The following is a 23,210-nucleotide window of genomic DNA, read 5'->3' as shown; positions in this document are numbered from 1 at the left end:
GCAGGTCATCGTCGGCGCGCGACGAACCCGGCGGCAGCCAGCAGGGCGACGGCGGCGGCGGGGACGCCGAATCCGGGGATGGCGCTCTCACCGCCGCTCTCTTCGTCGGTCGACTCGTTGCTCGTCGTGTTCCCGTCGTCGCTGTACTCCTCGTCGACGGCCTCGAGGTCGCCCTCGATCTCGGCGTACACCTCGGGGTGGACTTGCTCGACGATCGCTTCGATCGCGTAGACGACGTTGGGGCCGGGTTGGCTCATCGCGTTATCGTCGACGGCGATCGTGTTGTTCTGCTGCATAGCGGTCGTCGCCTGGAGGCTCCCCGCCATCGGCGGCGACTCCGTTCGATCGGGGTAGACGATCCACTCGGGGTTCTCGTTCACGACGACTTCCGAGTTCATCTGCACCCAGCCCGTCTGGCCGACCTCGGCAGCGAGGTTCGTGAGCCCCGCCGTGGTCAACACGTCGTGCTGGAATGTCTCCGAGCCGAAGGTCGCGCCGTCGGAGCCGCTGGCGTAGTAGGCGAGTGGCTTCTCCTCGTCCTCGAGCGCGTTCTCGAAGACCTCGAGTCGTTCGTTCATCCACTGGATCGTCTCCTCGGCACCCTCACAGTGACCGGTCACCTGGCCGGTCACCCGGACGTTCTCGCGAACGTCGTCGAACGAGTTCGCGGTGTCGAGGACGACGACCGTAATGCCGGCGTCCTCGAGCGTGTCGAGGAGATCCTGTTCGTACGTGGCGACGTTCGCGGCGAGGACGACGTCCGGATTCAGCGAAACGATCTCCTCCGCGACCGGCGTGACGCCGTCGTCCGCGGTGATGTCCGTTCGGTCACCGGCCTCGAGCGATTCGGTGTACTTGCTAACGGGCATTCCGACGACCTTCCCCTCGGCACCGATGGAGTAGGCGAGTTGCGCGTCACCCGGATAGAGCGTCACGACCGACTGCGGTTCGCTCTCGATCGTGACCTCCTCGCCGGTCGCGTCGGTCATCGTGAGCGGGTACTCACACTGTACGTTCGAGTCCTGTGTGGCGGTTCCCGTCGCAGCGCCCGCGGTGGCTGCGGCGGGGCCGATCGCCGAGACTGTCAGTAATACGGTTAGCAAAACGGTGAGTTGCTGTTTCATCGTGTACGATCTGCTCCCCACTTCAACAAATATTTGTCTACTACAAGCGAGGTTGCGTGTATGGACCGATCGGTCCGGACAGCGGCGTGGTCGACGGGCCTCGGAGCGCTGCTCGTCGCCGTCGTCGTGGGGAGCGCCGCGCTCGGACCGGTGCGGATCGAGCCGCTGACGGTCGCGATGGCGATCCTGAACGCGATCGCCGTCCCGTCGGGTCTCGAGATCGGAACCGGGACGCTGCCGGTACTCGGCTGGCCCGTTCCGGTGCCGGATCTCGAGTACGCGTCCGTCTTCTCGTTCGACGTCCCGCAGACCCACCAGTACATCGTGACACAGATGCGACTCCCCCGCATCGTCCTCGCGGCGACGGTCGGGTTCGCGCTCGCCGCCGCGGGGACGGTGATGCAGGGGTTCTTCCGAAACCCGCTCGCCGATCCCTCGATCATCGGCGTCTCGTCCGGCGCCGCGGCGGGTGCGGTCGCGGCGATCGCCTTTCCCGTCATCGTCCCCTTCGATAGCCTCCACCTCGCCGCGTTCGTCGGCGCGCTCGTGACCGCGTTTTTCGTCTACGCGATCGCGACCGAGGGCGGCCGCACGCCGGTCGCGACGCTGTTGCTCGCGGGGGTCGCTATCCAGGCCTTCCTCGGGGCCATGATCTCCTACATGCTCATCCACAGCGGCGACGGCCTCAGAGCGGCGATCGTCTGGCTAATGGGAAGTCTGCGAGACAAGGGCTGGAGCGATGTCGAGTTCGCGCTTCCGGTCGCCATTCTCGGCGTGCTCGTTCTGGGGGCGTACGCGCGCGAGCTAAACGTCCTCCTGCTCGGCGAAGAGGATGCACACCACCTCGGCGTCGAGGTCGAACGAACCAAGCTCCTGTTGCTCGCGCTCGCGAGCGTGATCACCGCCGCCGGCGTCGCCGTCACTGGCGTCATCGGGTTCGTCGGGCTCGTCGTCCCCCACATCATGCGACTGTTGGTCGGCCCGGACCACCGTATTCTGTTTCCGACTAGCGCCCTCGCGGGCGCGTCGTTTCTGGTCGCGACCGACACGCTCGCGCGGTGGCCGGCCGGGCCGACCGAGGTTCCCGTCGGCATCGTCACGGCGGCGCTCGGCGCACCGTTCTTCCTGTTCCTGCTCACCCGCCGGGAGGTGCACGCCGTATGACCGAACCCGATCGGATCGACGACCGATCCGGCACCGAGGGTCGCTCGAGCCCCGATCCAGCGACGGTTTCCGTCGCCGACTGCTCGCTCGCGTTCGGCGATCTCGAGGTGCTCGAAGACGTATCGCTCACCATCGAACCCGGCGAGTTCGTCGGCCTCGTCGGTCCCAACGGGGCCGGGAAGACCACCCTGCTGCGGGCGATCAGCGGGGCGCTCGAGCCCGACTTGGGAACGGTGACGATCGACGGCGTCGATGTCCACGGCGTCTCCTCACGCCGCTCGAGCCGGCTCGTCTCGGTCGTCCCGCAGGACACGTCGCTGTCGTTTTCGTTCCCCGTTCGCGACGTGGTCGAGATGGGGCGACACCCCCACCGCTCGCGGTTCTCTTCGCCGACGTCCGAGGATCGGGACGCGGTCGAGCGCGCCCTGGAACGGACCCGAACCGCCGAACTGGCCGACCGACCGATCGACGAGGTCAGCGGCGGCCAGCGCCAGCGGGTCGTCCTCGCGCGGGCGATCGCGCAGTCGACGCCGGTCATGCTGCTCGACGAGCCCACGGCGAGCCTCGACGTGAATCATCAGGTCGAGACGCTCGAGCTGGTCCGCGACCTGGTCGACGAGGGGCGGACCGTGGTCGCGGCGATTCACGACCTCGATCTGGCGGCGCGCTACTGCGATCGGCTCGTGATGCTCGCGGACGGGCGGGTCGCCGAGGACGGCGCGCCGTCGACGGTGCTGACCAGCGAGACGCTCGGGGATTCGTTCGACGCGAACGCGGTGGTCACGCCGAACCCGGTGACCGGGTCCGAGACGGTGACCGCGCTGGCGGACGCTCGTGAGCGCGAACGGGAGTCGCTGCCGGACCGCATTCACGTGCTCGGCACCGGAGCCGCCGCGGCCGGCGTCGTCGCGCGGCTCGAGGCTGCGGGCGTCGAGGTGACGCTCGGTCCGGTCTCGAGCGGCGACGCCGCCGCCGAGACGGCCCGGTCGCTCGGGATCGCAGCGCTCGAAACGGAGCCGTTCGCGCATCTCTCGTCCGAGGACCGAGCCGAGGGCGCGCGGCTGGTTCGGGAGGCCGACGTGACCGTGCTCGCGGATCTCGTCCTCGGTGCCGGCAACCAGACGATGCTCGACGCGCTCGAGTCGGCCGAGGCGCTGGCCATCGTCGAAACCCGGCCGTTGGCGGAGCGCAACTTCGCGGGAACCGCGGCTCGAACGCGCTACAACGCGTGCCGAACGCGGGCTGTCGAGGCGACGCCAGAAACGATCCTCGAGGCAGTCGTCGAGGCTGACGCGAACCAGTCGCGTTCGCAGTCGTCGGTCGACTCGATCGACGCCGACGACTGACCGCGTCCGAAACGGCGATACACCGGCCACCGAATCCGCCTCGGGCGAGTCGGACTGGACGGTTTTTTACCCCTCCGCCTCCGAGTGGCCGCCAATGACCGAGTACGACTACGAGGACCTCGGACTCGTCGCCGGGCTGGAGATCCACCAGCAACTCGACACGGCGACGAAGCTGTTCTGCCAGTGTCCGACCGAGCTTCGCGAGCCCGAGGCGTCGATGCGTTCGTTCACCCGGTACCTCCATCCCACCCGGAGCGAACTGGGCGAACTCGACGACGCCGCCGTCGAGGAGAGCATGGTCGAGCGCGAGTTCGAGTACCTCGCGTACGACACGACCTGTCTCGTCGAGGAGGACGACGAGCCGCCCCACGAACTGGACGGCGAAGCGCTCGAGACGACCCTCGAGGTCGCCCAGCTGATGGACATGAGCCCCGTCGATCAGGCCCACGTCATGCGAAAGATCGTCGTCGACGGCTCGAACACGACGGGCTTCCAGCGCTCGACGCTGATCGCCACCGACGGCGAGATCGAGACGAGCGACGGTGCCGTGGGGATCGAGGACCTCCTGCTCGAGGAGGAGAGCGCCCAACGCGTCGAAGAGACCGACGCTGGGGTCCGATACAGTCTCGATCGATTGGGGATCCCGCTGGTCGAGATCGGCACCAGTCCCGACATCTCGACGCCAGAACAGGCGCTCGAGGCGGCCGAGCGGATCGGCATGCTGCTACGCTCGACGGGCAAAGTCAAGCGCGGCCTGGGGACGATTCGCCAGGACGTCAACGTCTCCATCGCGGAGGGCGCTCGCGTCGAGATCAAGGGCGTTCAGAGCCTCGACGACATCGACGACATCGTCCGCAACGAGGTGGCACGACAGGTCGCGCTGGTCGAGATTCGCGACGAACTCGCCGAGCGCGAGGCCTCGGTCGGCGACGTGCAGGACGTGACCGGCGTCTTCGAAGATACGGACAGCGGGGTCATTGGCGGGGCCTTGAACTCGGGCGGCTCCGTGATGGCCGTTCCGCTGTACGGTTTCGACGGCCTCGTCGGCCGGGAGATCGCACCCGACCGCCGGCTGGGGACCGAGTTCTCGGATCACGCGAAGCGCCACGGTGCTGGCGGAATCTTCCACACCGACGAACTGCCGGCGTACGGGGTCACGGAGGACGAAGTTTCGGACCTGCGTACCGCGGTCGGAGCCGGAGTCGAGGATGCAGTCGCCATCGTCGCTGCGGACACCGAAATCGCGGAACCGGCCATCGACGCCGTCGCGGAGCGCGCGGGGACCGCACTCGAGGGCGTGCCCGAAGAAACGCGCGGCGCGAACGACGACGGGACGACCCGATATCTTCGGCCGCTGCCCGGCGCGGCGCGGATGTACCCCGAGACGGACGTGCCGCCCGTCGAACCGGATCCGAGCGAGGTCCCCGAACCCGAGTTGCTGACCGAGAAGGTCGAACGCTATCAGGACGAGTACGACCTCGGCGAGGGGCTGGCAGAGCAGGTCGCCTACGGCCAGTACATGCCGCTGTTCGAGGACGTGGTGGCCGACGGGATCGATCCGACGCTCGCGGCGTCGACCCTCGAGTCGACGCTGACCGAACTCCGGCGCGACGACGTGCCGGTCGAGAACCTGGCCCGCGAGCACATAGAGGACGTCTTCGCGATGGCCGAGGACGGCGACCTCCCCAACGAGGGCGTGCCGGATCTGCTGACCGCGCTAGCCGAAGATCCGGATCGAAGCGCCGAGGAAGCCGCCGAGGAAGCCGGACTCGGGGGAGCCGACGAAGCGGCGGTCCGCGAGGCCGTCGTCGAAGTCGTCGAGCGAAACGAAGCGCAGGTCGAAGACGAGGGCATGCAGGCCTTCTCTGGACTCATGGGCGAGTGTATGGGCGCGCTGCGAGGGAAGGCCGACGGCGACCTCGTGAGCGAACTCCTGCGCGAGGAGATCCAGAAACGCGCCTGAGCATCTCGGGTCGAAACGCGGTTCGTCGGTCGCGGCTCGAATCACCGAACATCGGTTTGTCTGCCGTGTTAGATAGTCTCTCGGGCCGAATAGTCCCAGATATCTGCGCCGTCGAAAACATTTATCACCACAAACGTTGGCTGATTAGGTGATCAATGACTGAGACGATAGACACCGACACAGCGGCGCTTACAGCGGTCTGCCACGTGCGCGCACCGCTCCTGCTCGAGCCTGTCGACGAGCAGATCGAAACCCTGCAGGCCTGCGAGGACGAGGGCGCGGTCGACGATCTGCTACTACGGAGCTGGCCCAAGGAAGTCGCGCTCTCCGAGGAGAGTCCCTACCAGGAAGTCATCGAGCAGTACGAACGGTTCGAGGCGTGGGCCGACGAGCGCGGTGTCAGTGTCCGCCCGCCGTTCCGCGAGCGCTCGACCACGTCGCAGGTGACCGGGACGACGCGCGAACGGCTCGTGACACCGCTGCTGTGCCTCGAGCTATACGCCGAGGACGAACTGCTCGGCGTCTTCCCCCACACGAACGAGGCGACCGACGAGACGTACACGACCGACGATGCGATCGCCACGCTCCGTACCGGCGAGGTGCCGACTCCCCTCGGAGCACCCGACGAGGCCGACGCCGAGGAGTCGTCGACGCCGAACACCTGCCCCGACTGCGGCGGCGCGCTGATCGACGGGCAGGGGCTGTTCGCCTGCGACGACTGCGACTGGCTCGGGACAGTCACCGGGTCCGGTCGGTACCGGTCTCGCCCGGAAACGACGGTCGAGGAACTCGAAGCGTCGCAAGCGGATCCACGGTAACGAACCCCCTCGATCGGAGCCCCGATCCGTCCGCCGACGATGTAGGCGCTACTCCGTGGCGAAACTCCCGCCGTACTCCGCGTCGATGCTGATCGTCGAGCCGTCGCGCTCGAACACCAGCGTATCGGCGTCCGCGTCCCCTCCGAGCGAGGACTCGAGGCGGGACTGATCGACGAGGTCCTCGCCGCTGTAGGTGACGACGGCGTTTGCCGTCGCGGTGTTGCTTCCCGAAACACCGAGCTGTTGATGGACGCCGCGTGCGCCCTCGAACGCATCGAACGCGAACTGGAGTCCCTCGCTATCGCTCGCCTGATCGTTCGAGAGGGTTTCCGACGCGAACTGATCGTCGGTGGTGTACAGACAGCAGGTAATACCGCCGTTCTCGCCGGCGCGAAGGAGGCGCTCGAAGCCGTCATCGGCCTCGTATTTCGGCCGCCGGTCGCCGGCCGCCGTCGCCACCGTCCGCTCGACCGCGGCAGTCGGATCGAACGTCGAATCGCTCCCGTTCGGGTAGGAGTAGGCGAACACGTTGTCGGTGACGCCGACGATCTGGTCGCTGCCGCCGGCGGCGTAGACCGCATAGGCGTCCCCCTCGGACTCGAGGGTGTAGCCCTCATTCTCGAGATCGGCCGTGAGCGCGTCGCGGTCGTACGAGCCGACGAGCGCGTAAACCCCGTCGGCGTAGACGAACTGTTCCTCGCCGTCCGCCGTGACGTTGTTACCGGTGTAGGCCTCGAACCCGGCCGAGGAGCCGAGCAACTGGAGACCGAAGGCGGCGAGCAACGCGACGACGACCGGGTTACCCACGAGCGGGTCCGTCGGCTCCTGTCCCGACTCGGCGCCCTCGTCCTGTAACAGCGTGTTCATCGTCTCGACGTCGATCGCGCCGTAGAAGTACGACGAGCGCTCGGTCGTCGGAAGCATCGAGGCGTACGACGGGAGGTCGCCGTCGATCAAGCCGTCTGATCCGCTCGAGTCGCCATCATCGTCTGGTCCGGTTCCGTCGGACGTGTTCGAACAGCCCGCAAGGAACGCCATTCCCGTTCCCAGCATCCCCAGCGCTGTTCGGCGGCGTAGGTCACTCATCTCGTGTTGCTGGTGACTACGAGTATATTACCGTGGTGGCCGTCGTGATAGCTGACAGACAATTCGACCAGTGTGATCGACACGGCAGTCGATGGGGTACTATCGCGTTTGGCGCTGATCGTCACGAACGCTGTCAGTGACGTATGCCGGCGGGTCTCACTTCTCGGCCGGACGCTCGGTCGCTCGTCGAAGCAGGCCGAGTAGCGTGTTCGCCTCGCGTTCGGTCAGATCGGCCCGGCCGAACACCCGTCGGAGCATCCGCATCGTCTTCTCGCGTTTCTCCTCGGGGTGGTTGATCTCCGCGAGGAGGTCGGCCCACTGGTCGTAGACCCGATCGATCGTCGGTTCGGGGGCGCGCACGCGCTCGAGATCGGGCAACTGCGTCGCGTCGCCGAGGGCGAGATTTCGGAGTTCGTAGAGGGTGATGGTCGCGGCCTGCCCGAGGTTGAGGACGGGGTAGTCGGCGTTGGCCGGGATCGAGCAGATCTCGTCGATCCGGGCGAGTTCCTCGTTCGTCAGCCCGACGCGCTCGCGGCCGAAGACGAGCGCGGTCGGTGCCTCGACGGTCGGCAACCTGTCGGCCAGTTCAGCGGGGGTCGAGTAGGGAAAGCGCGTGTGGCTGCGGTCGTCCTCGTTCGTCACGGCCGTGCAGCCGATCGTGTGGTAGTTCTCGACGAGGTGGTCGAAACCGATCTCGTCGGCGTTCGGGAGCACGTCTTCTCGAGCATGTCCCGCGAAGCCGTACGCTTCGCCCTCGGGGTCGAGTTCCGGAGGATCGACGAGCAGGAGCTCTTCGAAGCCGAAGTTCTTCATCGCACGAGCGATGGTCCCGACGTTGCCCGGTGACTGGGCGTCGACGACGGCGACGGCCGGCGGCGTTCGACCGTCGACAGGGTCGACGACGGACGAGCCGTCGGTGATATCAGAATCGTCGGTCATCGGTGCTGGGCCGGGGTGGCTCGAGGGAACGGGGAACGCTTTCGGGACGTTCGATACCGGATCCGACAGCGACGGATGCGCTGGAAACCGTGACGCGTGAGTTCATAGCTGATGTTCCGAACGGGAACGCAAAAAGGAGCCTGTTCGTGGATTCGTGTTCCCTTGCGTTTCTGTTGTTCTGTTTCCTCTTCACTAGCTAGCACTAGCTAGAACTGATACTAGAACTATATACGAAACGACGAGCAGGGGACCGAGTGTAATCGAATTCACGTGGTTGGTATTGGATTCCTGTGGCCCGAACGGTGAACGCGAACTGGCTGGGAGAGGGACACACCCCCCTCGCGTTTGTAAGGCCGATTACGTACGGAGATTCTGTTCGGGAACACACCAGTGTCGCGGATGAAAATATAGCGGTTGTGTTGTATCTGTGAACGGAAATCAACCGATCGACTGCGACTCCCACCACCCATTCGCCGTTACAAACGCGAGGGGGGTGTGTGCGTCCTCCTGTGGACCGAGAACGCCGCCGTTCGGTCGTCGTTCGGTGCCTTCCCGTATGAACTCGGCGAACACCGATCTCGGAGAACCCACGAGTCGCTCCTCCACTGGATCACTCGCTGCGCGTGAGAGGGATGACATCGCCCGTGGCGACCCCCGCCTCAGCCCGAGACGTAAGACTCTTACATCCGCGATGGGGGTGTCCGTCTCGGCTCCCGTCGTTCGGGGGTGTTAGAAGCGCGAGGGCGGCGGAACGGCTTTCTTTCGGTCACGCTACCGTGATTCCGCACTCGAGGCGCTCTGACGGCGGTTTTACATCCGCGATCGATCTCCACAGCTTTATTTCAATCCAGTTGGAAAGGGCGGGGTACCGCAATGTCCGCCAACGACGATCGAGACCCGCTCTTTCGGTACGACGATCCGGTCTTCGCCGACGAGCGCCTGCTCGAGATCACGCACCTGCCCGGTCCGGATCGGATCGTCGGACGTGACGAGCAGATGCAACGGGTTGCGGACGCCCTGAACCCGGCAATCTTCGGGAGCGAGCCCAACCACCTGTTCATCTTCGGGAAGACCGGCACCGGTAAGTCCCTCATCTCGCGGTCGGTCACGCAGCGCGTGATCACCGAAGCCCAGCACGACGATATTACGGTCAAGTACGCCTTCATCGACTGCGGTGAGCAGAACACGGAGGCGTCGATCGTCAAAACGATCGCCCAGATCGTCAACGAACCCGACGCGAGCGGCGTCACCGTCCCCGACCGCGGTCTCGGCACCGGCGACTACTACAAGCGACTCTGGCAGGCCGTCGACCACTGTACCGACGTGACCATCGTCATCTTAGACGAGATCGACATGCTCGAGGACGACGAGGTCCTCCGAAAACTCTCGCGAGCAGGCGAGAACCGCCGTATTTCCGACTCGAGTATCGGCATCATCGGAATCTCGAACAAGATCGATTTCCCCGACCACCTCTCCGAACGCGTCAAGTCGAGCCTCTCGCGGGACGAACTCGTCTTCTCGCCCTACGACGCGAACCAGCTCGTCGAAATCTTAGAGAAGCGTCGCGACGCCTTCCACGACGGGGTGCTCTCCGACGACGTGATTCCGCTGACGGCCGCACTCGCCGCGCAGGAACACGGCGACGCGCGCAAGGCGATCGACATCCTCCGGAACGCCGGGCGGATCGCGAAGAAGCGAAACGACACGCGCGTCACCGCGGCCCACGTCCGCGACGCCAAGGAGAAGACCGAAGCCGACCGGTTCAACGAACTGATCGAGGGGTCGCCCCAGCAGGCCAAGGCCATCCTCTACTCGCTGACGCTGTTGACCGAGAACAGTTCGGAGAAGGAGTTCCCGACGAAGATCATCTACAACCAGTACAAGGAAGTCGCCCGACAGCTCGATTTCGACGTACTCTCCGAGCGGCGCGTCCAGGAGATCCTTCAGGAACAGAACTTCCTCAACGTGATCCAGTCCGAGCGCGAAGGGCGGGGACGCGGCCGCGGCGCGCACGCGAAGCACCGGTTGCTCGAGAACCCCTCGATCGTCAAGAAGGTCCTCCTGCGAGACTCGCGGCTGGCGGTGCTCGAGGACGAGTAGCGTGATCGCTCGTCCGGAACGGGTCGTCGACCCGGACCGTCCGGGTTCGCCGGAACCGCGATGCCTTTTTGTCTCGCTTCCTCAGACGGCGTATGAACAGCGTCGACGCCGCTGGCCTGGGGATCGGGGACGACCACCCGCCCCGGATCATGGGTGTGCTCAACGTCAGCGAGGAATCTCCGTACGATCCGAGCGTCTACGACGACCCCGGTGAGGCGGCCGGCTACGTCGACGAGGAACTGATCGGCGAGGGTGCGGACATCGTCGACGTCGGCCTCGAGTCGGCCAACAAGCGCTTCGACGTGCTCTCGGCCGAGGAGGAACTCGAGCGACTGCACATCGCCCTCGAGACGATCGAGAGCGTCTCCGGCGACGCGATTTTCTCCATCGAGACGCGCTACGCCGCCGTTGCAGACGAGGCGCTCTCGAAGGGGTTCGACATGGTCAACGACATCTGCGGCTTCGCCGACCCCGCGATGCCGACCGTCTGCGAGGACCACGATGCCGCGGTCGCGAAGATGGCGAGCCCACCCGACCGCGAGCGGCCGGGTGCCGTCGAGGAAACCGACTGGGCGAGCCGGAAGTCGCCGGAATGGGCCGCGAACGCGGACTACGTCGATCAGGTCTACGAAGCCCTGAAGCAGAACGGGCTGACCGACAAGACGATCGTCGACCCCGCGTTCGGGGGCTGGAGCGAGGCCCAGACGCTCGAGGACGACCGCGAGACGTTCCGCCGGCTTCGTGAGTTTCGCGCCCTCGGCCGGCCGATGTTGGTCTCGATCAACCGGAAGAACTTCCTCGGCGAGATCGCGAGCCGCGAGACCGAAAAGCGGCTGCCGGTCAGCCTGGCGGCGACCTCGATGGCCGTCGAACGCGGCGCGCACGTCATCAGGACCCACGACGTGGCCGAAACGCGCGACGCGGCCCTGATCGGATCGGCCTTCACCGAACGTTCGAGCGCCGCTGCGGACGGCGTGACGATCTCACAGCTCGACGTCACCTCGAGCCGGGAGTTCCGCATTCAGCTTCGAGAGCGCGGCATCGATCCCGCGTTCGCCGACGACTGGCAGGCCCAACTGCTCGAAATCGAGGGGCTCGACGGCGACGCGAGCGAGCGGCTGACGTCGCTCGCGGCCGAGCACGGTGCGGTCGTCCAGCCCGTGTCCGACGCTCGACTCCTGCTGATGGGGTCGACGACGACCGTTTCCGATATTGCAGATCGTCTCTCGGCCGAAAACGACGATCTCAGCGCGTTCGGCGAAAAGCTGTCAGGGGTGCTGCGTTAAGAGAAAGCTTATGCCGGATGCTTAGAAAAGGGAGACTGGACGCCGGGCGGCCTCCCGGGTAGGGGTACTTTGGAGGCGACCCCCGGCCCACAACACGGAATTATTGTGACACTACGTCGCCCAGTGACGACTCGGTGCTGTGCGCTGTCCTGACGACCCGGCGCTGTGCGCTCTTCTGACGTCCCGGCCGTTCTATGTGAGATCGATCGCTCCACTGAAATCGAGTTTGACGGGGCCGATCGTGACGTCGAGACCGAAGGCACAAACGGACACAGCGCCGAGTACGAACAGCATGGAGTTCGACGAGTGGGAGCCGGTCTACGAAGCGATTCTGCGTGATTTCGGCTACGACCGCACCGGCGACAAGCAGGGACGCGACCGCCTCGAGTCGCTCCTCGAGTCGTCGTTCGATCCCGCCGATCTGTCGGCCGTTCACGGTGCGACCGTCGCCGTGGCGGGTGCCGGGCCGTCGCTCGAGACCGCACCCGAACTCGAGCGAGCCCGCGACGCCGACGTCGTCATCGCCGCATCGACTGCGGTCGACACGCTCGCGAGTCACGACATCGAAGCCGATTGCATGGTGACGGACCTGGATAAGAACCCCGAGACCGTCGAGCGACTCACCGCGGCGGGCGTTCCGGTCGCTGTTCACGCCCACGGCGACAACCTCGAGGCGATCCACGAGATCGTACCGAACTGTGACCAGCGGTACGTCCTCCCCACGACGCAAGCCGAACCGACGGAACGAGTCCGTAACTTCGGCGGCTTCACCGACGGCGATCGGGCGGCGTTCCTCGCGGACCACCTCGGCGCGGCCCGTCTCGCGTTCGTCGGCTGGGACTTCGACGATCCCTCGGTCGGGCCGGCGAAAGCCCGCAAACTCGAGTGGGCCGAGCGGCTCCTCTTCTGGCTCGAGTCGCGTCGCGGCGAGCGCTTCGCCGTACTCGACGATCGGCGGGACGCGATCGAGACCGACGCGCTCCCGAGTACGTAACGCACGCTCGAGCGGCGACGCTACCGCTCACGGCTTCGCCGTTCGCGTTTCCGAGGCGCTCGCACCGCTCGCGCCTCGCTCGTCTCAGCGGATTCGGTACTCGACGATGTCGCTGCCGCCGCAGGCGGGACACAGCGACGCCGACTCGAGGGTCGTTCCGCACCGCCGACACTCCTCGATGACGGTTCGGTCGTCGCCCCGTCGCAAGACCGCCGCGAGCGCTCGTTGCATGGTCGACCGCGCGGTACCGTCCGTTCGTTCCTGACCCCTCATGGGCGTTCGAACGCTGATATCACGGTTCGTTATTGTCTCGTTACACAAACTACCACGATATCCGACGTGTTCGTGCCGTGGTAATCGGTTCCTATGACCCTCGCTTCGTCTGGTGTTTTTCCGTGCATAACTCTTGGCCGGCCGGTTCGTACCGAACCGACTCGTCGATCACGCCTTCGAGCGACGCTACAGCCCCCGCCTCGAGCGACAGGCTTCCTCTGTCGGCGCGCGAATCACGTCTCGAACTGGGAACAACAGTTAAGACGAGCAGATTACCACGATAGGACGTGGATCAACGGATCATCGTCACGACGCCGTTTCTCGTCTATCTGGCGCTCTGTGGCCTGTTTGGCCTCGCTCAGTCGACGGCAAACGCGCCGCTGACCCAGGGTCAGCCGGCGTTTCTCGCCGTCGTCGGCCTGCTCGGCCCGCTGGTCGCGATCGGACTGATCTGGGCGCGGAACTACGCCTACGGTCCGCCGGTGCTGGTCTCGACGATGCTCACGAACGCCTGGTTCGTCACGTACTTCTTCTTCATCCACGGCAATCCGGGGAACGTCTTCGCGGTCTCCGGCGACGGTGCGACCGCGTACCTGACCGCGACGGGCGGTCTTATTGCAGGGTCGCTGCTGACCGCCGCTGGCGGCTGTTGGCTGTGGTACCGCGAGAGCCCTGGCTTCCGATCGGCGATCGAGCGCCTCGTGGGCCCGTCTGACGTACAACACTGAGATCGGTTCCCGATACCTCACTCGCGTCCGAGGAAGCCGTCGGAACAGCGACGCCGGAACGTGGCCGTCAGAAGAGCGCGTCCAGTTCGTCGCCGGTGTCCATCAGCGAGGCGAACTCCTCCTCGGCGCTGGCCTGAACCTCCGCGGTCGTCTCCTGGGCCTCGATGGCGACCTGCTGGAGCTGGTCGATCCGCGGCACGTCCGTCACACCCGAGAGCAGCACGACCATGCCGACCTCGTCGCGGTCCGGGATCGGGAAATCACCGCCGCGGATCTCCATGCTGCCGGTCTCGTCCTCGAGCCACTGGCGACCGTGCTCGACGCCCTTGCGGCTGAGGTGTTGGGGCGGACCGGTAGCGACGACGAGTCCGCGATCGGCGCTGCCGACGTCACAGGGAAGCGTGAGCCGGCCCAGGGTGGCTTTGCGGACGAGGCTGGTCATTCGGTTGGTAGCCGCGCCCTCGTCGAAGTCGTCGCCGCCGGTCAGCGAGGACAGCAGCCCGTCGTTCGTCTCGACCGTCTCGCGGGCGTAGCCGATCGTCGAGATGCCGTTCGAGAGGGTGTTGATGATCTCCGAGGAGTCGACGACGCTCTCGGCGACGTGGTCGCCCTGCTGGACCTCGCCGGCGGCGAAGAGGAGGCCGAACCGCTCGACGATCTCCTGATTGATTCGGCCGTAGCCCATTTCGACGGATTCGCCGGCACTGCGCCAGACGTCGTTATCGAAGACGAGCAGGTTGTCGACCTCGTCGACGAACGTCTGGAACGAGCGCGCCGCGTTGAGCGTGTAGATCCCACCCTCGTCCGTTCCCGGGAGGATGCCCAGGCCGTACACGGGCTGAGTGTAGATTCGCTTCAGGTGCTTCGCGAGGACGGGCGCGCCGCCGCTGCCGGTACCGCCGCCCATTCCGGCGACGATGAGGAACGCGTCGATCTCGTGGACCGGCACGCGGTCGATCGCGTGCTGGATCTCGTCGACGTCCTCCTCGGCGATCTCCGCCCCGAGTTCGTTGTCCGCGCCGACGCCGTGGCCCTTCACGCGGGCCTGACCGATGAGAACGCGGTTCTCCTTCGATACGTGCTCGAGTCCCTTGAGATCCGTCGTCGCCGAGTTGACCGCGATCGCCGCCTCGACGAAGCCGCCGTCGATCCGATCGTCGAACGCCAGGAACTCGTCGACTACCTTCCCGCCTGCCTGACCGAAGCCGATGAGTGCGAGTTTCATTGCTGTCTGTCGTGGCCGTCCCCCGGCGACCGCGACCGATCAGCGGAGACCGGACGGATCGACCGGGCCAGGAACGGGTTCCACGCCCGATCCGTCTCGAGACGAAAACATTGTTATGCTCGTCATATACGCGAATCGATGATATTCACTCCCTCACTACCTTCTTCTAATCGTGACTTTTACGCTATGAAAGGGTTCGGGCGTCTCGTCCGGAGTCACGCCGCCTCAACTGTCTCGCCCGACCGACGAGGGTCGCCGATATCCGCACGTTTTCGGTCGTCGAGCCCCCAGTTCGACCGTGATCGTTCACTGGCACCGCCGGGATCTCCGAACGAGCGATAATCGCGGTCTCGCCCGCGCAGCGGCGGGCGACGACCCCGTCGTGCCCCTGTTCGTCCTCGATCCGACCGTCCTCGAGCACGCCTCGCCGGTCAGAGTTGCGTGTCTGCTCGACGCGCTCGAGGACCTGCGAGCCCGATACCGCGAGCGAGGGAGCGACCTCGTGATCGCGGAGGGAGAGTCGAGCGGGGCGGTTCCCGAAATCGCCGCGGCGTACGACGCCGAACGAGTCGTCTGGAACGACGATTACAGCGGCCTCGCGCGGGACCGCGACCGGGCCGTCCGCGCGGCGCTCGAGGACGACGCCGTCGCGGCCGAGTCGGTCCACGACGCGATCCACCACGAACCGGGGTCGATCACGCCGAATCAGGGCGACCACTACTCGGTGTTCTCCTACTTCTGGAAGAAGTGGCTCGACCGCGAGAAGCGGGAGCCGGCCGACGAACCCGCCGGTGACGATCTCGCGGACGTGACGGGCGAACCGCTCCCGTCGCTCGCCGATCTCGGGTTCGACGAGCCCGAAGCGACGCCCCCGACGGTGACGACGGCGGCCGCTCGAGAGCGGGTCGCCGACTTCTGTGGCGGACCGATCTACCGCTACGCCGAGGAGCGCGACTATCCGGCAGCCGGCGGCACCTCGCGGCTCTCGCCGCATCTCAAGTGGGGGACGATCGGGCCACGAGAACTGTACGCGGCGACCGAACGGGCGGCCGAGCGCGCCGAAAGTGACGGGGATCGCGAGAGCGTCGAGGCCTTCCAGCGCCAACTCGCCTGGCGGGAGTTCTACGCGCACGTCCTCGCGTTCAATCCGGAAACCGTCACCGAGGATTTCAGCGGCTACGCCAATCCGATCGAGTGGCGCGACGAGCCGGACGCCCTCGCAGCCTGGAAGGCCGGCGAGACGGGGTATCCGATCGTCGACGCGGGGATGCGCCAGCTCCGCACGGAGGGGTGGATGCACAACCGCATGCGGATGCTCGTCGCCTCCTTCCTCACGAAAGACCTGCTGCTCGACTGGCGCGAGGGGTACGCCTGGTTCCGGCGGATGCTCGCGGATCACGACACGGCGAACGACGTCGGCGGCTGGCAGTGGGCTGGCTCGACGGGCACCGACGCACAGCCGTACTTCCGGGTGTTCAACCCGATGAAACAGGGCCGCGAGTACGATCCCGACGCCGAGTACATCCGCGAGTACGTCCCCGAACTCGCCGACGCGTCGGCCGACGAGATCCACGGCTGGCACGACCTCGAGCCGGCTGACCGAGAGCGGATCGCACCCGCGTATCCGGCGCCGATCGTCGATCACGCCGTGGCCCGGGAGCGGGCGATCGAGACCTTCGAACGAGCGCGCGGCGAGTCGTCGGAGTGAGTTGCGTGCGGTTCGAACGCGGGAGCGGAATCGACGGGGCGGGCGGTACCAGGCGGATCCCGTGGATCGGCGGTGAAGGCGGTCGGCTTTCCAATTCTGAACCCCCGGTAATCAATTGATACAGCGCGTATTACGCTCGTTCATCAGGATTCTACAGCTGCCATCACCCTTATCTGCCGGACTCTCCAACACGCTAGTATGTCCTCCCCGGACAAACTGTCGTCGCCCGATGGCGAGGCACCGCCTACCCAAGCCATCATCGAGGCGATCGCCGCACACGAGGGCGTCGACGTCACCGAGGTCGAGCCCCCGGCGTACGATCCGTTGTTCACGGTCGTCAACCCGGAAGCGCTCGACGAACTGTTTCAGACCGCCGCCGGCACGAGCAGCACCGCGGTGGTTCGGCTCGAGTACGAGGGGTACGAGGTCGTCGTCCGCCCGGGAAGCGACGTGATCGTCCGCGAACGGTCCCGCGACGACTCGATCGATGGTCCCGACCCCATCGAGTAGCCACAGGGGTCACTCGGCCCAGTACGCCTCCCCGGGTTCTGTCTCGAAGATCGCCCGCTCGAGCAGATCGATCGCCTTCTCGAGACCCTCTCGAGAGCTGGTCAGCGAGTCCTCGTGTTCGATGCTCAGCGCGCCGTCGTAGTCGACCATCCGGAGCGTCGAGACGATGTCCTTCCAGTGTGCTTCGCCGTGGCCGTACCCCACGGACCGAAAGAGCCACGAGCGATTCGGCTCGTCGCTGTACGGTGTCGTGTCCAGTACGCCCTTCTCGCGGGCCTGCGCGTCGTAGATTCGGGTGTCCTTGGCGTGGACGTGGTGGATCGCGTCGCGTTCACCCAGATATCGGATCGCATCGGTGATCGTGATCCCCTGCCAGTAGAGATGCGAGGGGTCGAAGTTCGCGCCGATCCGAGCGCCGGTCTCCTCGCGCAGCCGCGCCATTCCGTGGGGCTCGTAGATCAACATGTTCGGATGCATCTCGATCGCCACGTCCACCTCGTGCTCGGCGGCGTGGTCGGCGATTTCACCCCAGTACTCGATCGCCTGCTCCCACTGATACTCGAGGGCGTCGGCGTGCTGGGGCGGCCAGGGCGCGGTGATCCAGTTCGGCGTCTCGTCGTTGGGACTCCCCGCCGGAAGCCCCGAGAAACAGGTGACTGTGCCGACCTCGAGCTGGCCGGCCAGCCGGATCGCCTCGCGGAGTTCGGTGTCGGCCTCGGCGGCGCGCTCGTCGTCGGGATGGAGTGGGTTGTTGTGCGTCGCGAGCGCGCTGATTCGCATATCGTACTCGTCGAGCAGGTCTCGGAGCTCGGTCTGCTCGACCTCGTTGTCTACGTACTCCGATCGGGTGAGGTGGGCCTGTCCCGGGTGGCCGCCGACGCCGGGTTCGATCGCGTCGACGCCGAGGTCGTGGAGATAAGGGAGCGCGCTTTCGAGCGGTTCGTCGGCCAACGGTGGGGTGTGAACGCCGATCTCCATGCGGGCAGCGACCACAGACTGGAAAATAAAACGGGTGCCAGCACGGGCGGCGGGACTGATGGCGGGTGGCCGGCGATGGTGATGGTGGCGTGTCCCACAGTTCGATCGATCCTCAGCTCGAGATCGTCAGCACGCCGTTGTTGACGGTGATGTCGGTCGCATCGGCCGGCACGTCGAACTCGAACTGCCGCTCGTCGACGGTGACGATCGCCGTTTCTCCGACGACGTCGACCGACGGCTCGCCGCTGACCGGACCGAAATCGACGGCGATGACGCTCTCGTCGGGGTACTCCCGGTTGCTGATCGAGATGTCGTCCCGGCTGCCGGCGACGTCTTCGAGTTCGGATGGCGTCTCCATGTGCGGGCGTAAGCGACCACCTGCCGTAAACGTCGTGCACGACACTGCCCGTCGATCAGGTCGACGCCGGGCGCGTTCACTCCTCGATCTCGATCGTCCCACCCTCCTCGCTCGAGCGGTAGATGGCGTCGATGACGCGCTGGACCGCGAGCGCCTCTTCGACGGTGCTTCCGCCGTCTCGCGTTCCGAGAATGCGGTCGAAAAACGCCCGCTGTTCGTCCGTGTGGGTGTCGTTTTGGCGCGTTTCGATGGTCGTGTCCTCGAGGTGATCGGGGCCGACCTTGCTCGCCGAGTAGATGGAGAGATCGCCCTCGAGGAGATCGAATCGGGCGGCCGCGTCCGTCCCCCGGGCGACGAACTCGTGAGTCGCCGGGCGGTTGGTCGCCCACGCGACCTCGAGCGAGATCGTCCGGTTCCCCGCACAGCGGATGAAGGCGCTGGCGGAGTCGTCGACATCGAACCCTTCCGGTCCTGCGTCTTCGGCCCACATATCGAGGTAGGCGTACTCCTCGCGGGAGCCGAACTCGCTGCGGGCCACGCCGTTGACTTCCGTCACCTCGGGGTAGCCCAGTAGATACAGCGCGAGATCGATAGCGTGGACGCCGAGGTCGATGAGCGCGCCGCCGCCGGCGATGTACTGGCGGGTAAACCACGACCCTCGGCCCGGAATGCCGCGCCGACGAACGTAGTTCGCCTCGATGTGAGAGACGTCGCCGAGGTTCCCCTGATCGATCCGATTTTTCACGATCCGGACGGTGTTGGCGAACCGATTGTTGAACCCCACCATGGCGTAGCCGTCCGATGCCGCCGCCGCCTCCGCGATTCGCACGGCGCTCTCGATCGAGTGACCCAGCGGCTTCTCGAGCAGGACGTCGAGATCGCGCTCGAAGGCGTCGACCGCGTACTCCTCGTGGTACTTGTTAGGCGTCGTGATGATCACGGCGTCGACGGTGTCGTACAACTCGCGGTGGTCGTCGTAGACGTCGACGTCGTACCGCCTGGCGAAGCGCGTTCGCGCCTCTGCGGCCACGTCCATCCCGCCAGCGAGCGTCACGCCGAGGTCGACGAGCCGCTCGGCGTGGTACTGGCCGATGTTGCCCAGGCCAACGATGCCGGTTTCGATGTCGGATCGATCAACTGTCATCTCCCTGTAATTCTGGAACCGCGCGTGTTCGTCTCGTTTCAGCCCAATACACCCATAGCCGCTATATTGAATGTTCGGCTCCAGCAACTTCGGTTCGTCGCCAAACCCTGCCGGGGAGGTGTCGGTACTGGCTGATTACTGGAATCGCTGCGGGACGCTCGAGCGACGCCGACGCGGCTCACTCCGCTTCCGTCGGCGTCGTCCCAGGCTCCGGGCCCGAGAGGTCGGTCAGGCCGTGGACCAGCGCCTCGCCGGTGGCCGTCTCGAAGAGGTGAATCTTCGACCGATCGAGGACGACCTCCACGTCCTGGTTCGCCGCGATCTCCGTATCGGGCGTGACGCTCATCAGCAACTGGTCGGACGAGGTGGCGGGGTCTTCCTCCATCGACCCGCCCGCGGCTTCGGAGAGCAGCAGGTAGACGAACACCTCGTCGCCCATCGGCTCGAGAACGTCGGTGCGTGCGTCGATCCGATCCGTCGACGCGGCGAGGGTGTCGGCCGACGCCGCGAGGTGGACGTCTTCCGGTCTGATTCCCAGGGTCACCGCGTCGCCGACCCCCACCTTCGGGATCCGCGCAGGATCGAGGTCGACGGTGAAGTTGTCCGTCTCGAGGCCGCCCTCCACGAGTTCGCCCTCGGCGAAGTTCATCGACGGCGAACCGATGAAGCCGGCGACGAACAGGTTGGCGGGCTCGTTGTAACAGGTCAGCGGCGGCGCGAGCTGCTGGAGCCGGCCGTCGTTCAGGACGGCGATCCGGTTCGACATCGTCATCGCCTCGGCCTGATCGTGGGTGACGTAGATGATCGTCGTGTCCAGTTCCCGGTGGAGTCGCTGGAGTTCGGTCCGCATGTGGACGCGAAGCTTCGCGTCCAGGTTCGCCAGCGGCTCGTCCATCAGGAACACGTCCGGGTTGCGCACGATCGCCCGGGCGATCGCGACCCGCTGTTGCTGGCCGCCCGAGAGTTCGTCGGGCATCCGGTCTAACATCCCCTCGAGTTGGACGACGCTGGCGGCCTCCTCTACGCGGCGGCGGATCTCCTCGTCGTCGTACTTCCGGAGGCGCAGCCCGAAGGAGATGTTCTCGTAGACGTCCATGTGGGGGAACAGTGCGATGTTCTGGAAGACCATCGAGACGCCCCGGTCCTTGGGCGCGAGGTTCGTCACGTCGTCCTCGCCGATGTAGACGTGTCCCTCCGTGGGCTGGGTCAGTCCGGCGACCGTCTCCATCGTCGTGGACTTCCCACAGCCCGAGGGACCGACGAAGGTGACGAACTCGCCGTCTTCGATCTCCATGCTCACGTCGTCGACCGCGGTGACGTCGTCGTAGCGTTTCGTGATGTTCTCGAGTCGTACTCGTGCCATTGTGTTACTCTTTGAGTGCGCCTGCAGTCAGTCCGCTGACGATCTTTTCCTGTGCGATGACCACGAGGATCGCCACGGGGATGACCCCGAGGATGCTCGCCGCGGCCATGAGGTTGTACAGCACCTGGTACTGTCCCTGATAGGCGAGGATGCCGTCGAGGATCGGGGCCCAGTTCTCGGGCTGGCCGTCCGTCATCAGGAACGAGAAGAAGAACTCGTTGTAGACCGCGATGAAGGTCAGCACGCCCGCGGTCGCGACGCCGGGTGCCGAAAGCGGGATGATGACCCGAAACAGCGCGCCCAGCCGGGTCGTCCCCTCGACGCGAGCGGCGTCCTCGAGCCCGTCGGGGATCTGGGCGTAGAACGTCGTGAGGATGAAGATGGCGAGCGGCATGAAGATCGCCGACAGCGGCGTCACCAGCGCGAAGGGGGTGTTGTAGAGCGTGCCGTCGCCGGTGATCGGTTCGAGGAAGAAAAACGAGGTGTTGAACAGGTCGTTCAGCGGGATGAAGAACGCGGCTGGCGGGAAGAACGAAATCACCAGCACCAGCAGCATGAGCGGCGTTCGGCCGGGGAACTCGAGGCGGCCGAAGGCGTAGCCGGCGAGGCTGGCGATGACCAGCACGACGATCGTCGAGGCCAGCGCGATCACGAAGCTGTTGAACATGTAGATGTGGAAGGGAATGACCTGGAAGACTTCGACGAACGCGCCCGGATTGAAGCCGTTGGGCGTGAAGACGATGTTCTCGAGCTGGCCCTGTGGCGTCAGCGCGACCATGAGCAGCCAGTAGAACGGGAACAGCGTGGTGAAGAGGAAGAAAATCGCGGCCACGTAGAACATCGCACGGTAGACCCGACCCGGGTTGGAGATCGAGTCCGAAACCCACTGCTGGAGCGGGCTCCGGTCGAGTTCGGCCTCGCGGTCGTCGGTGAGGACTGCGCCGCCGTCCGGTCGTGTAGCGGTCGGCCGAGCGGCGGTCGATTCGCCGCGCGGGCCTGCGTGTTCGATCGTCGGTACGTCGTCAGTTGTCGATTCGTTCTCTATCGAGTCGTCGTCGGTCTTCGTGGGGTCGTTACCGTCAGTCATCAGGTGACACCTCCTTCGGTATCGCGGAAGAGAACGAGATACAGCGCGATGATCAGACCGATCACGAGCGCCGTCGCGAAGGCGACCGCTGCGGCCGTCGCGTAGATGCGCGTGCCGCCGAACATCGCCTCGACGACGAGACACGTCAGCGAGGGAACCGTCGTGCAGCCGGCGGTCGACTCGATCAGGCCGAAGACGCGCATCGCGTCCATCGTCCGGAACAGCATCGCGACCAGCAGCGCCGGCATCACGAGCGGAAGCGTGATCATTTTGAACCGCTGCCAGGGCGACGCCCCGGCGACGCGCGCCACGTCGTACAGGCTCCGATCGACGCTCTGGAGCCCCGCGAGGATGAGCAGGGCCATGAACGCCGACGACTTCCAGATGTCGGCCACGAGGATGATGATGAAGGCATCCTGACTGTTAGCCAGCGGCGTCCCGCTGAAGATTCCGAGGCTCTGCATCAGGTCCGAGCCGAAGCCGACCGTCGGCTGGAACAGCAGGAAGAAGATCATCCCCTGGATGACGATCGGCACCGCCCACGGAAGGATGATCGCGACGCGGACCCAGCGGCGCCCCGTGAACTCCTGGTCGAGGACGTAGGCCTGACCGAAGCCGATCACCGTCTCGACGGTGACGCTGATGACCGCGAACGCGAGCGTGACGAACAGCGCCTGCTGGAAGAACGGGGTGCCGAGTTCGACGAACGGGAACGACGACGTCAGCCCCACGTCGAGGAACTGGCGGGCCAACCGCGCGTCCCCCGTGAGGATGTCGATGTAGTTCTCGATGCCGACGAACCCACCCAGCGGAGCCAGTCCCCGCGTCTGGTTGGCTTGCAGCGACATGATGAACGTCCGGATCATCGGATAGAACGCGATCAGCGTCAACAAGGCAAAGGCCGGCAGCAACAGCAGGTACGCGTACGCTGCTTCGCTCAAGTTCTCCATCCAGTTCATGACGGCGTTGCCGGTCCGTTCGTGCTCTCGGCCGCGTCCGGTCTCGCCGCCAGTTAC

The 23,210-nt window shown here is 65.8% G+C and carries 21 protein-coding genes; 10 read left to right on the top strand and 11 right to left on the bottom strand.

The genetic code is table 11. The annotated features are described in order from the left end of the window. Positions 1 to 5 precede the first annotated feature (5 nt). Positions 6 to 1,124, bottom strand: coding sequence for a PGF-CTERM-anchored ABC transporter substrate-binding protein (locus tag NDO75_RS20790; protein ID WP_310908532.1), 1,119 nt, complete (start codon positions 1,122 to 1,124; stop codon positions 6 to 8). Between the two features lie 60 nt (positions 1,125 to 1,184). Here NDO75_RS20790 and btuC point away from each other — a divergent pair, with 60 nt between their 5' ends. From btuC to NDO75_RS20770, 4 genes are all read left to right on the top strand, one after another. Next, positions 1,185 to 2,288, top strand: coding sequence for a vitamin B12 ABC transporter permease BtuC (gene btuC, locus NDO75_RS20785; RefSeq protein WP_310908531.1), 1,104 nt, complete (start codon positions 1,185 to 1,187; stop codon positions 2,286 to 2,288). Then, positions 2,285 to 3,634: a heme ABC transporter ATP-binding protein gene (locus NDO75_RS20780; protein ID WP_310908530.1), complete on the top strand. Its 1,350-nt coding sequence runs from the start codon at positions 2,285 to 2,287 to the stop codon at positions 3,632 to 3,634. The genes btuC and NDO75_RS20780 overlap by 4 nt, the downstream gene beginning before the upstream one ends. A gap of 94 nt (positions 3,635 to 3,728) precedes the next feature. After that, positions 3,729 to 5,597 carry a Glu-tRNA(Gln) amidotransferase subunit GatE gene (gene gatE / locus NDO75_RS20775; protein WP_310908529.1) on the top strand — a complete coding sequence of 623 codons (1,869 nt, stop codon included), beginning with the start codon at positions 3,729 to 3,731 and terminating at the stop codon, positions 5,595 to 5,597. 155 nt (positions 5,598 to 5,752) lie between these two features. Then, the gene (locus NDO75_RS20770; RefSeq protein WP_310908528.1) at positions 5,753 to 6,415 is read left to right on the top strand and encodes an HTH domain-containing protein; all 663 of its coding nucleotides are present in this window, start codon (positions 5,753 to 5,755) and stop codon (positions 6,413 to 6,415) included. Between the two features lie 48 nt (positions 6,416 to 6,463). On the opposite strand, the gene NDO75_RS20765 is transcribed toward NDO75_RS20770, so the two are convergent. Further along, positions 6,464 to 7,501: a hypothetical protein gene (locus NDO75_RS20765; protein ID WP_310908527.1), complete on the bottom strand. Its 1,038-nt coding sequence runs from the start codon at positions 7,499 to 7,501 to the stop codon at positions 6,464 to 6,466. Between the two features lie 156 nt (positions 7,502 to 7,657). Then, positions 7,658 to 8,440: an RNA methyltransferase gene (locus NDO75_RS20760; protein ID WP_310908526.1), complete on the bottom strand. Its 783-nt coding sequence runs from the start codon at positions 8,438 to 8,440 to the stop codon at positions 7,658 to 7,660. Between the two features lie 873 nt (positions 8,441 to 9,313). Between NDO75_RS20760 and NDO75_RS20755 the strand changes: the two genes are divergently transcribed. The 3 genes from NDO75_RS20755 to NDO75_RS20745 all read left to right on the top strand — a co-directional run bounded on the left by NDO75_RS20755 (position 9,314) and on the right by NDO75_RS20745 (position 12,820). After that, positions 9,314 to 10,540: an orc1/cdc6 family replication initiation protein gene (locus NDO75_RS20755; protein ID WP_310908525.1), complete on the top strand. Its 1,227-nt coding sequence runs from the start codon at positions 9,314 to 9,316 to the stop codon at positions 10,538 to 10,540. Positions 10,541 to 10,632: 92 nt separating this feature from the next. Continuing rightward, complete coding sequence (folP, locus tag NDO75_RS20750; RefSeq protein ID WP_310908524.1) at positions 10,633 to 11,826, top strand: dihydropteroate synthase; 1,194 nt, start codon at positions 10,633 to 10,635, stop codon at positions 11,824 to 11,826. A gap of 292 nt (positions 11,827 to 12,118) precedes the next feature. After that, the gene (locus NDO75_RS20745; RefSeq protein WP_310908523.1) at positions 12,119 to 12,820 is read left to right on the top strand and encodes a 6-hydroxymethylpterin diphosphokinase MptE-like protein; all 702 of its coding nucleotides are present in this window, start codon (positions 12,119 to 12,121) and stop codon (positions 12,818 to 12,820) included. Positions 12,821 to 12,904: 84 nt separating this feature from the next. Here the strand turns inward: NDO75_RS20745 and NDO75_RS20740 are convergent, their stop codons facing one another. Continuing rightward, positions 12,905 to 13,093 carry a hypothetical protein gene (locus NDO75_RS20740; protein ID WP_310908522.1) on the bottom strand — a complete coding sequence of 63 codons (189 nt, stop codon included), beginning with the start codon at positions 13,091 to 13,093 and terminating at the stop codon, positions 12,905 to 12,907. A gap of 287 nt (positions 13,094 to 13,380) precedes the next feature. Here NDO75_RS20740 and NDO75_RS20735 point away from each other — a divergent pair, with 287 nt between their 5' ends. Further along, positions 13,381 to 13,821 carry a hypothetical protein gene (locus NDO75_RS20735; protein ID WP_310908521.1) on the top strand — a complete coding sequence of 147 codons (441 nt, stop codon included), beginning with the start codon at positions 13,381 to 13,383 and terminating at the stop codon, positions 13,819 to 13,821. Between the two features lie 67 nt (positions 13,822 to 13,888). Here NDO75_RS20735 and NDO75_RS20730 read toward each other — a convergent pair whose 3' ends face one another. Further along, positions 13,889 to 15,046 carry a tubulin/FtsZ family protein gene (locus NDO75_RS20730; RefSeq protein ID WP_310908520.1) on the bottom strand — a complete coding sequence of 386 codons (1,158 nt, stop codon included), beginning with the start codon at positions 15,044 to 15,046 and terminating at the stop codon, positions 13,889 to 13,891. Positions 15,047 to 15,344: 298 nt separating this feature from the next. Between NDO75_RS20730 and NDO75_RS20725 the strand changes: the two genes are divergently transcribed. Both NDO75_RS20725 and NDO75_RS20720 read left to right on the top strand, forming a co-directional pair. After that, positions 15,345 to 16,754 carry a deoxyribodipyrimidine photo-lyase gene (locus NDO75_RS20725; RefSeq protein WP_310908519.1) on the top strand — a complete coding sequence of 470 codons (1,410 nt, stop codon included), beginning with the start codon at positions 15,345 to 15,347 and terminating at the stop codon, positions 16,752 to 16,754. Between the two features lie 198 nt (positions 16,755 to 16,952). Next, the gene (locus NDO75_RS20720) at positions 16,953 to 17,264 is read left to right on the top strand and encodes a HalOD1 output domain-containing protein (RefSeq protein WP_310908518.1); all 312 of its coding nucleotides are present in this window, start codon (positions 16,953 to 16,955) and stop codon (positions 17,262 to 17,264) included. Between the two features lie 9 nt (positions 17,265 to 17,273). Here the strand turns inward: NDO75_RS20720 and NDO75_RS20715 are convergent, their stop codons facing one another. From NDO75_RS20715 to NDO75_RS20690, 6 genes are all read right to left on the bottom strand, one after another. After that, positions 17,274 to 18,242, bottom strand: a complete 969-nt coding sequence (locus NDO75_RS20715; protein WP_310908517.1) for a sugar phosphate isomerase/epimerase — start codon at positions 18,240 to 18,242, stop codon at positions 17,274 to 17,276. A 112-nt stretch (positions 18,243 to 18,354) separates the two neighbouring features. Then, positions 18,355 to 18,600 carry a hypothetical protein gene (locus NDO75_RS20710; protein ID WP_310908516.1) on the bottom strand — a complete coding sequence of 82 codons (246 nt, stop codon included), beginning with the start codon at positions 18,598 to 18,600 and terminating at the stop codon, positions 18,355 to 18,357. Positions 18,601 to 18,676: 76 nt separating this feature from the next. Beyond that, positions 18,677 to 19,744, bottom strand: coding sequence for a Gfo/Idh/MocA family oxidoreductase (locus NDO75_RS20705; RefSeq protein ID WP_310908515.1), 1,068 nt, complete (start codon positions 19,742 to 19,744; stop codon positions 18,677 to 18,679). Positions 19,745 to 19,922: 178 nt separating this feature from the next. Next, entirely contained in the window at positions 19,923 to 21,107 is a 1,185-nt protein-coding gene (locus NDO75_RS20700) for an ABC transporter ATP-binding protein (protein WP_310908514.1), read from the bottom strand. A gap of 4 nt (positions 21,108 to 21,111) precedes the next feature. Beyond that, entirely contained in the window at positions 21,112 to 22,194 is a 1,083-nt protein-coding gene (locus tag NDO75_RS20695) for a carbohydrate ABC transporter permease (protein WP_310908513.1), read from the bottom strand. Next, positions 22,194 to 23,153, bottom strand: a complete 960-nt coding sequence (locus NDO75_RS20690) for a sugar ABC transporter permease (protein ID WP_310908823.1) — start codon at positions 23,151 to 23,153, stop codon at positions 22,194 to 22,196. The genes NDO75_RS20695 and NDO75_RS20690 overlap by 1 nt, the downstream gene beginning before the upstream one ends. Positions 23,154 to 23,210: the final 57 nt, after the last annotated feature.

Origin of the sequence: Natrinema sp. 1APR25-10V2 (assembly GCF_031626495.1) — an archaeon.
Classification (GTDB): Archaea; Halobacteriota; Halobacteria; order Halobacteriales; family Natrialbaceae; genus Natrinema.
Note: the sequence above shows the minus strand (reverse complement) of the source record. Positions and strands in the feature narration are given on the sequence as shown.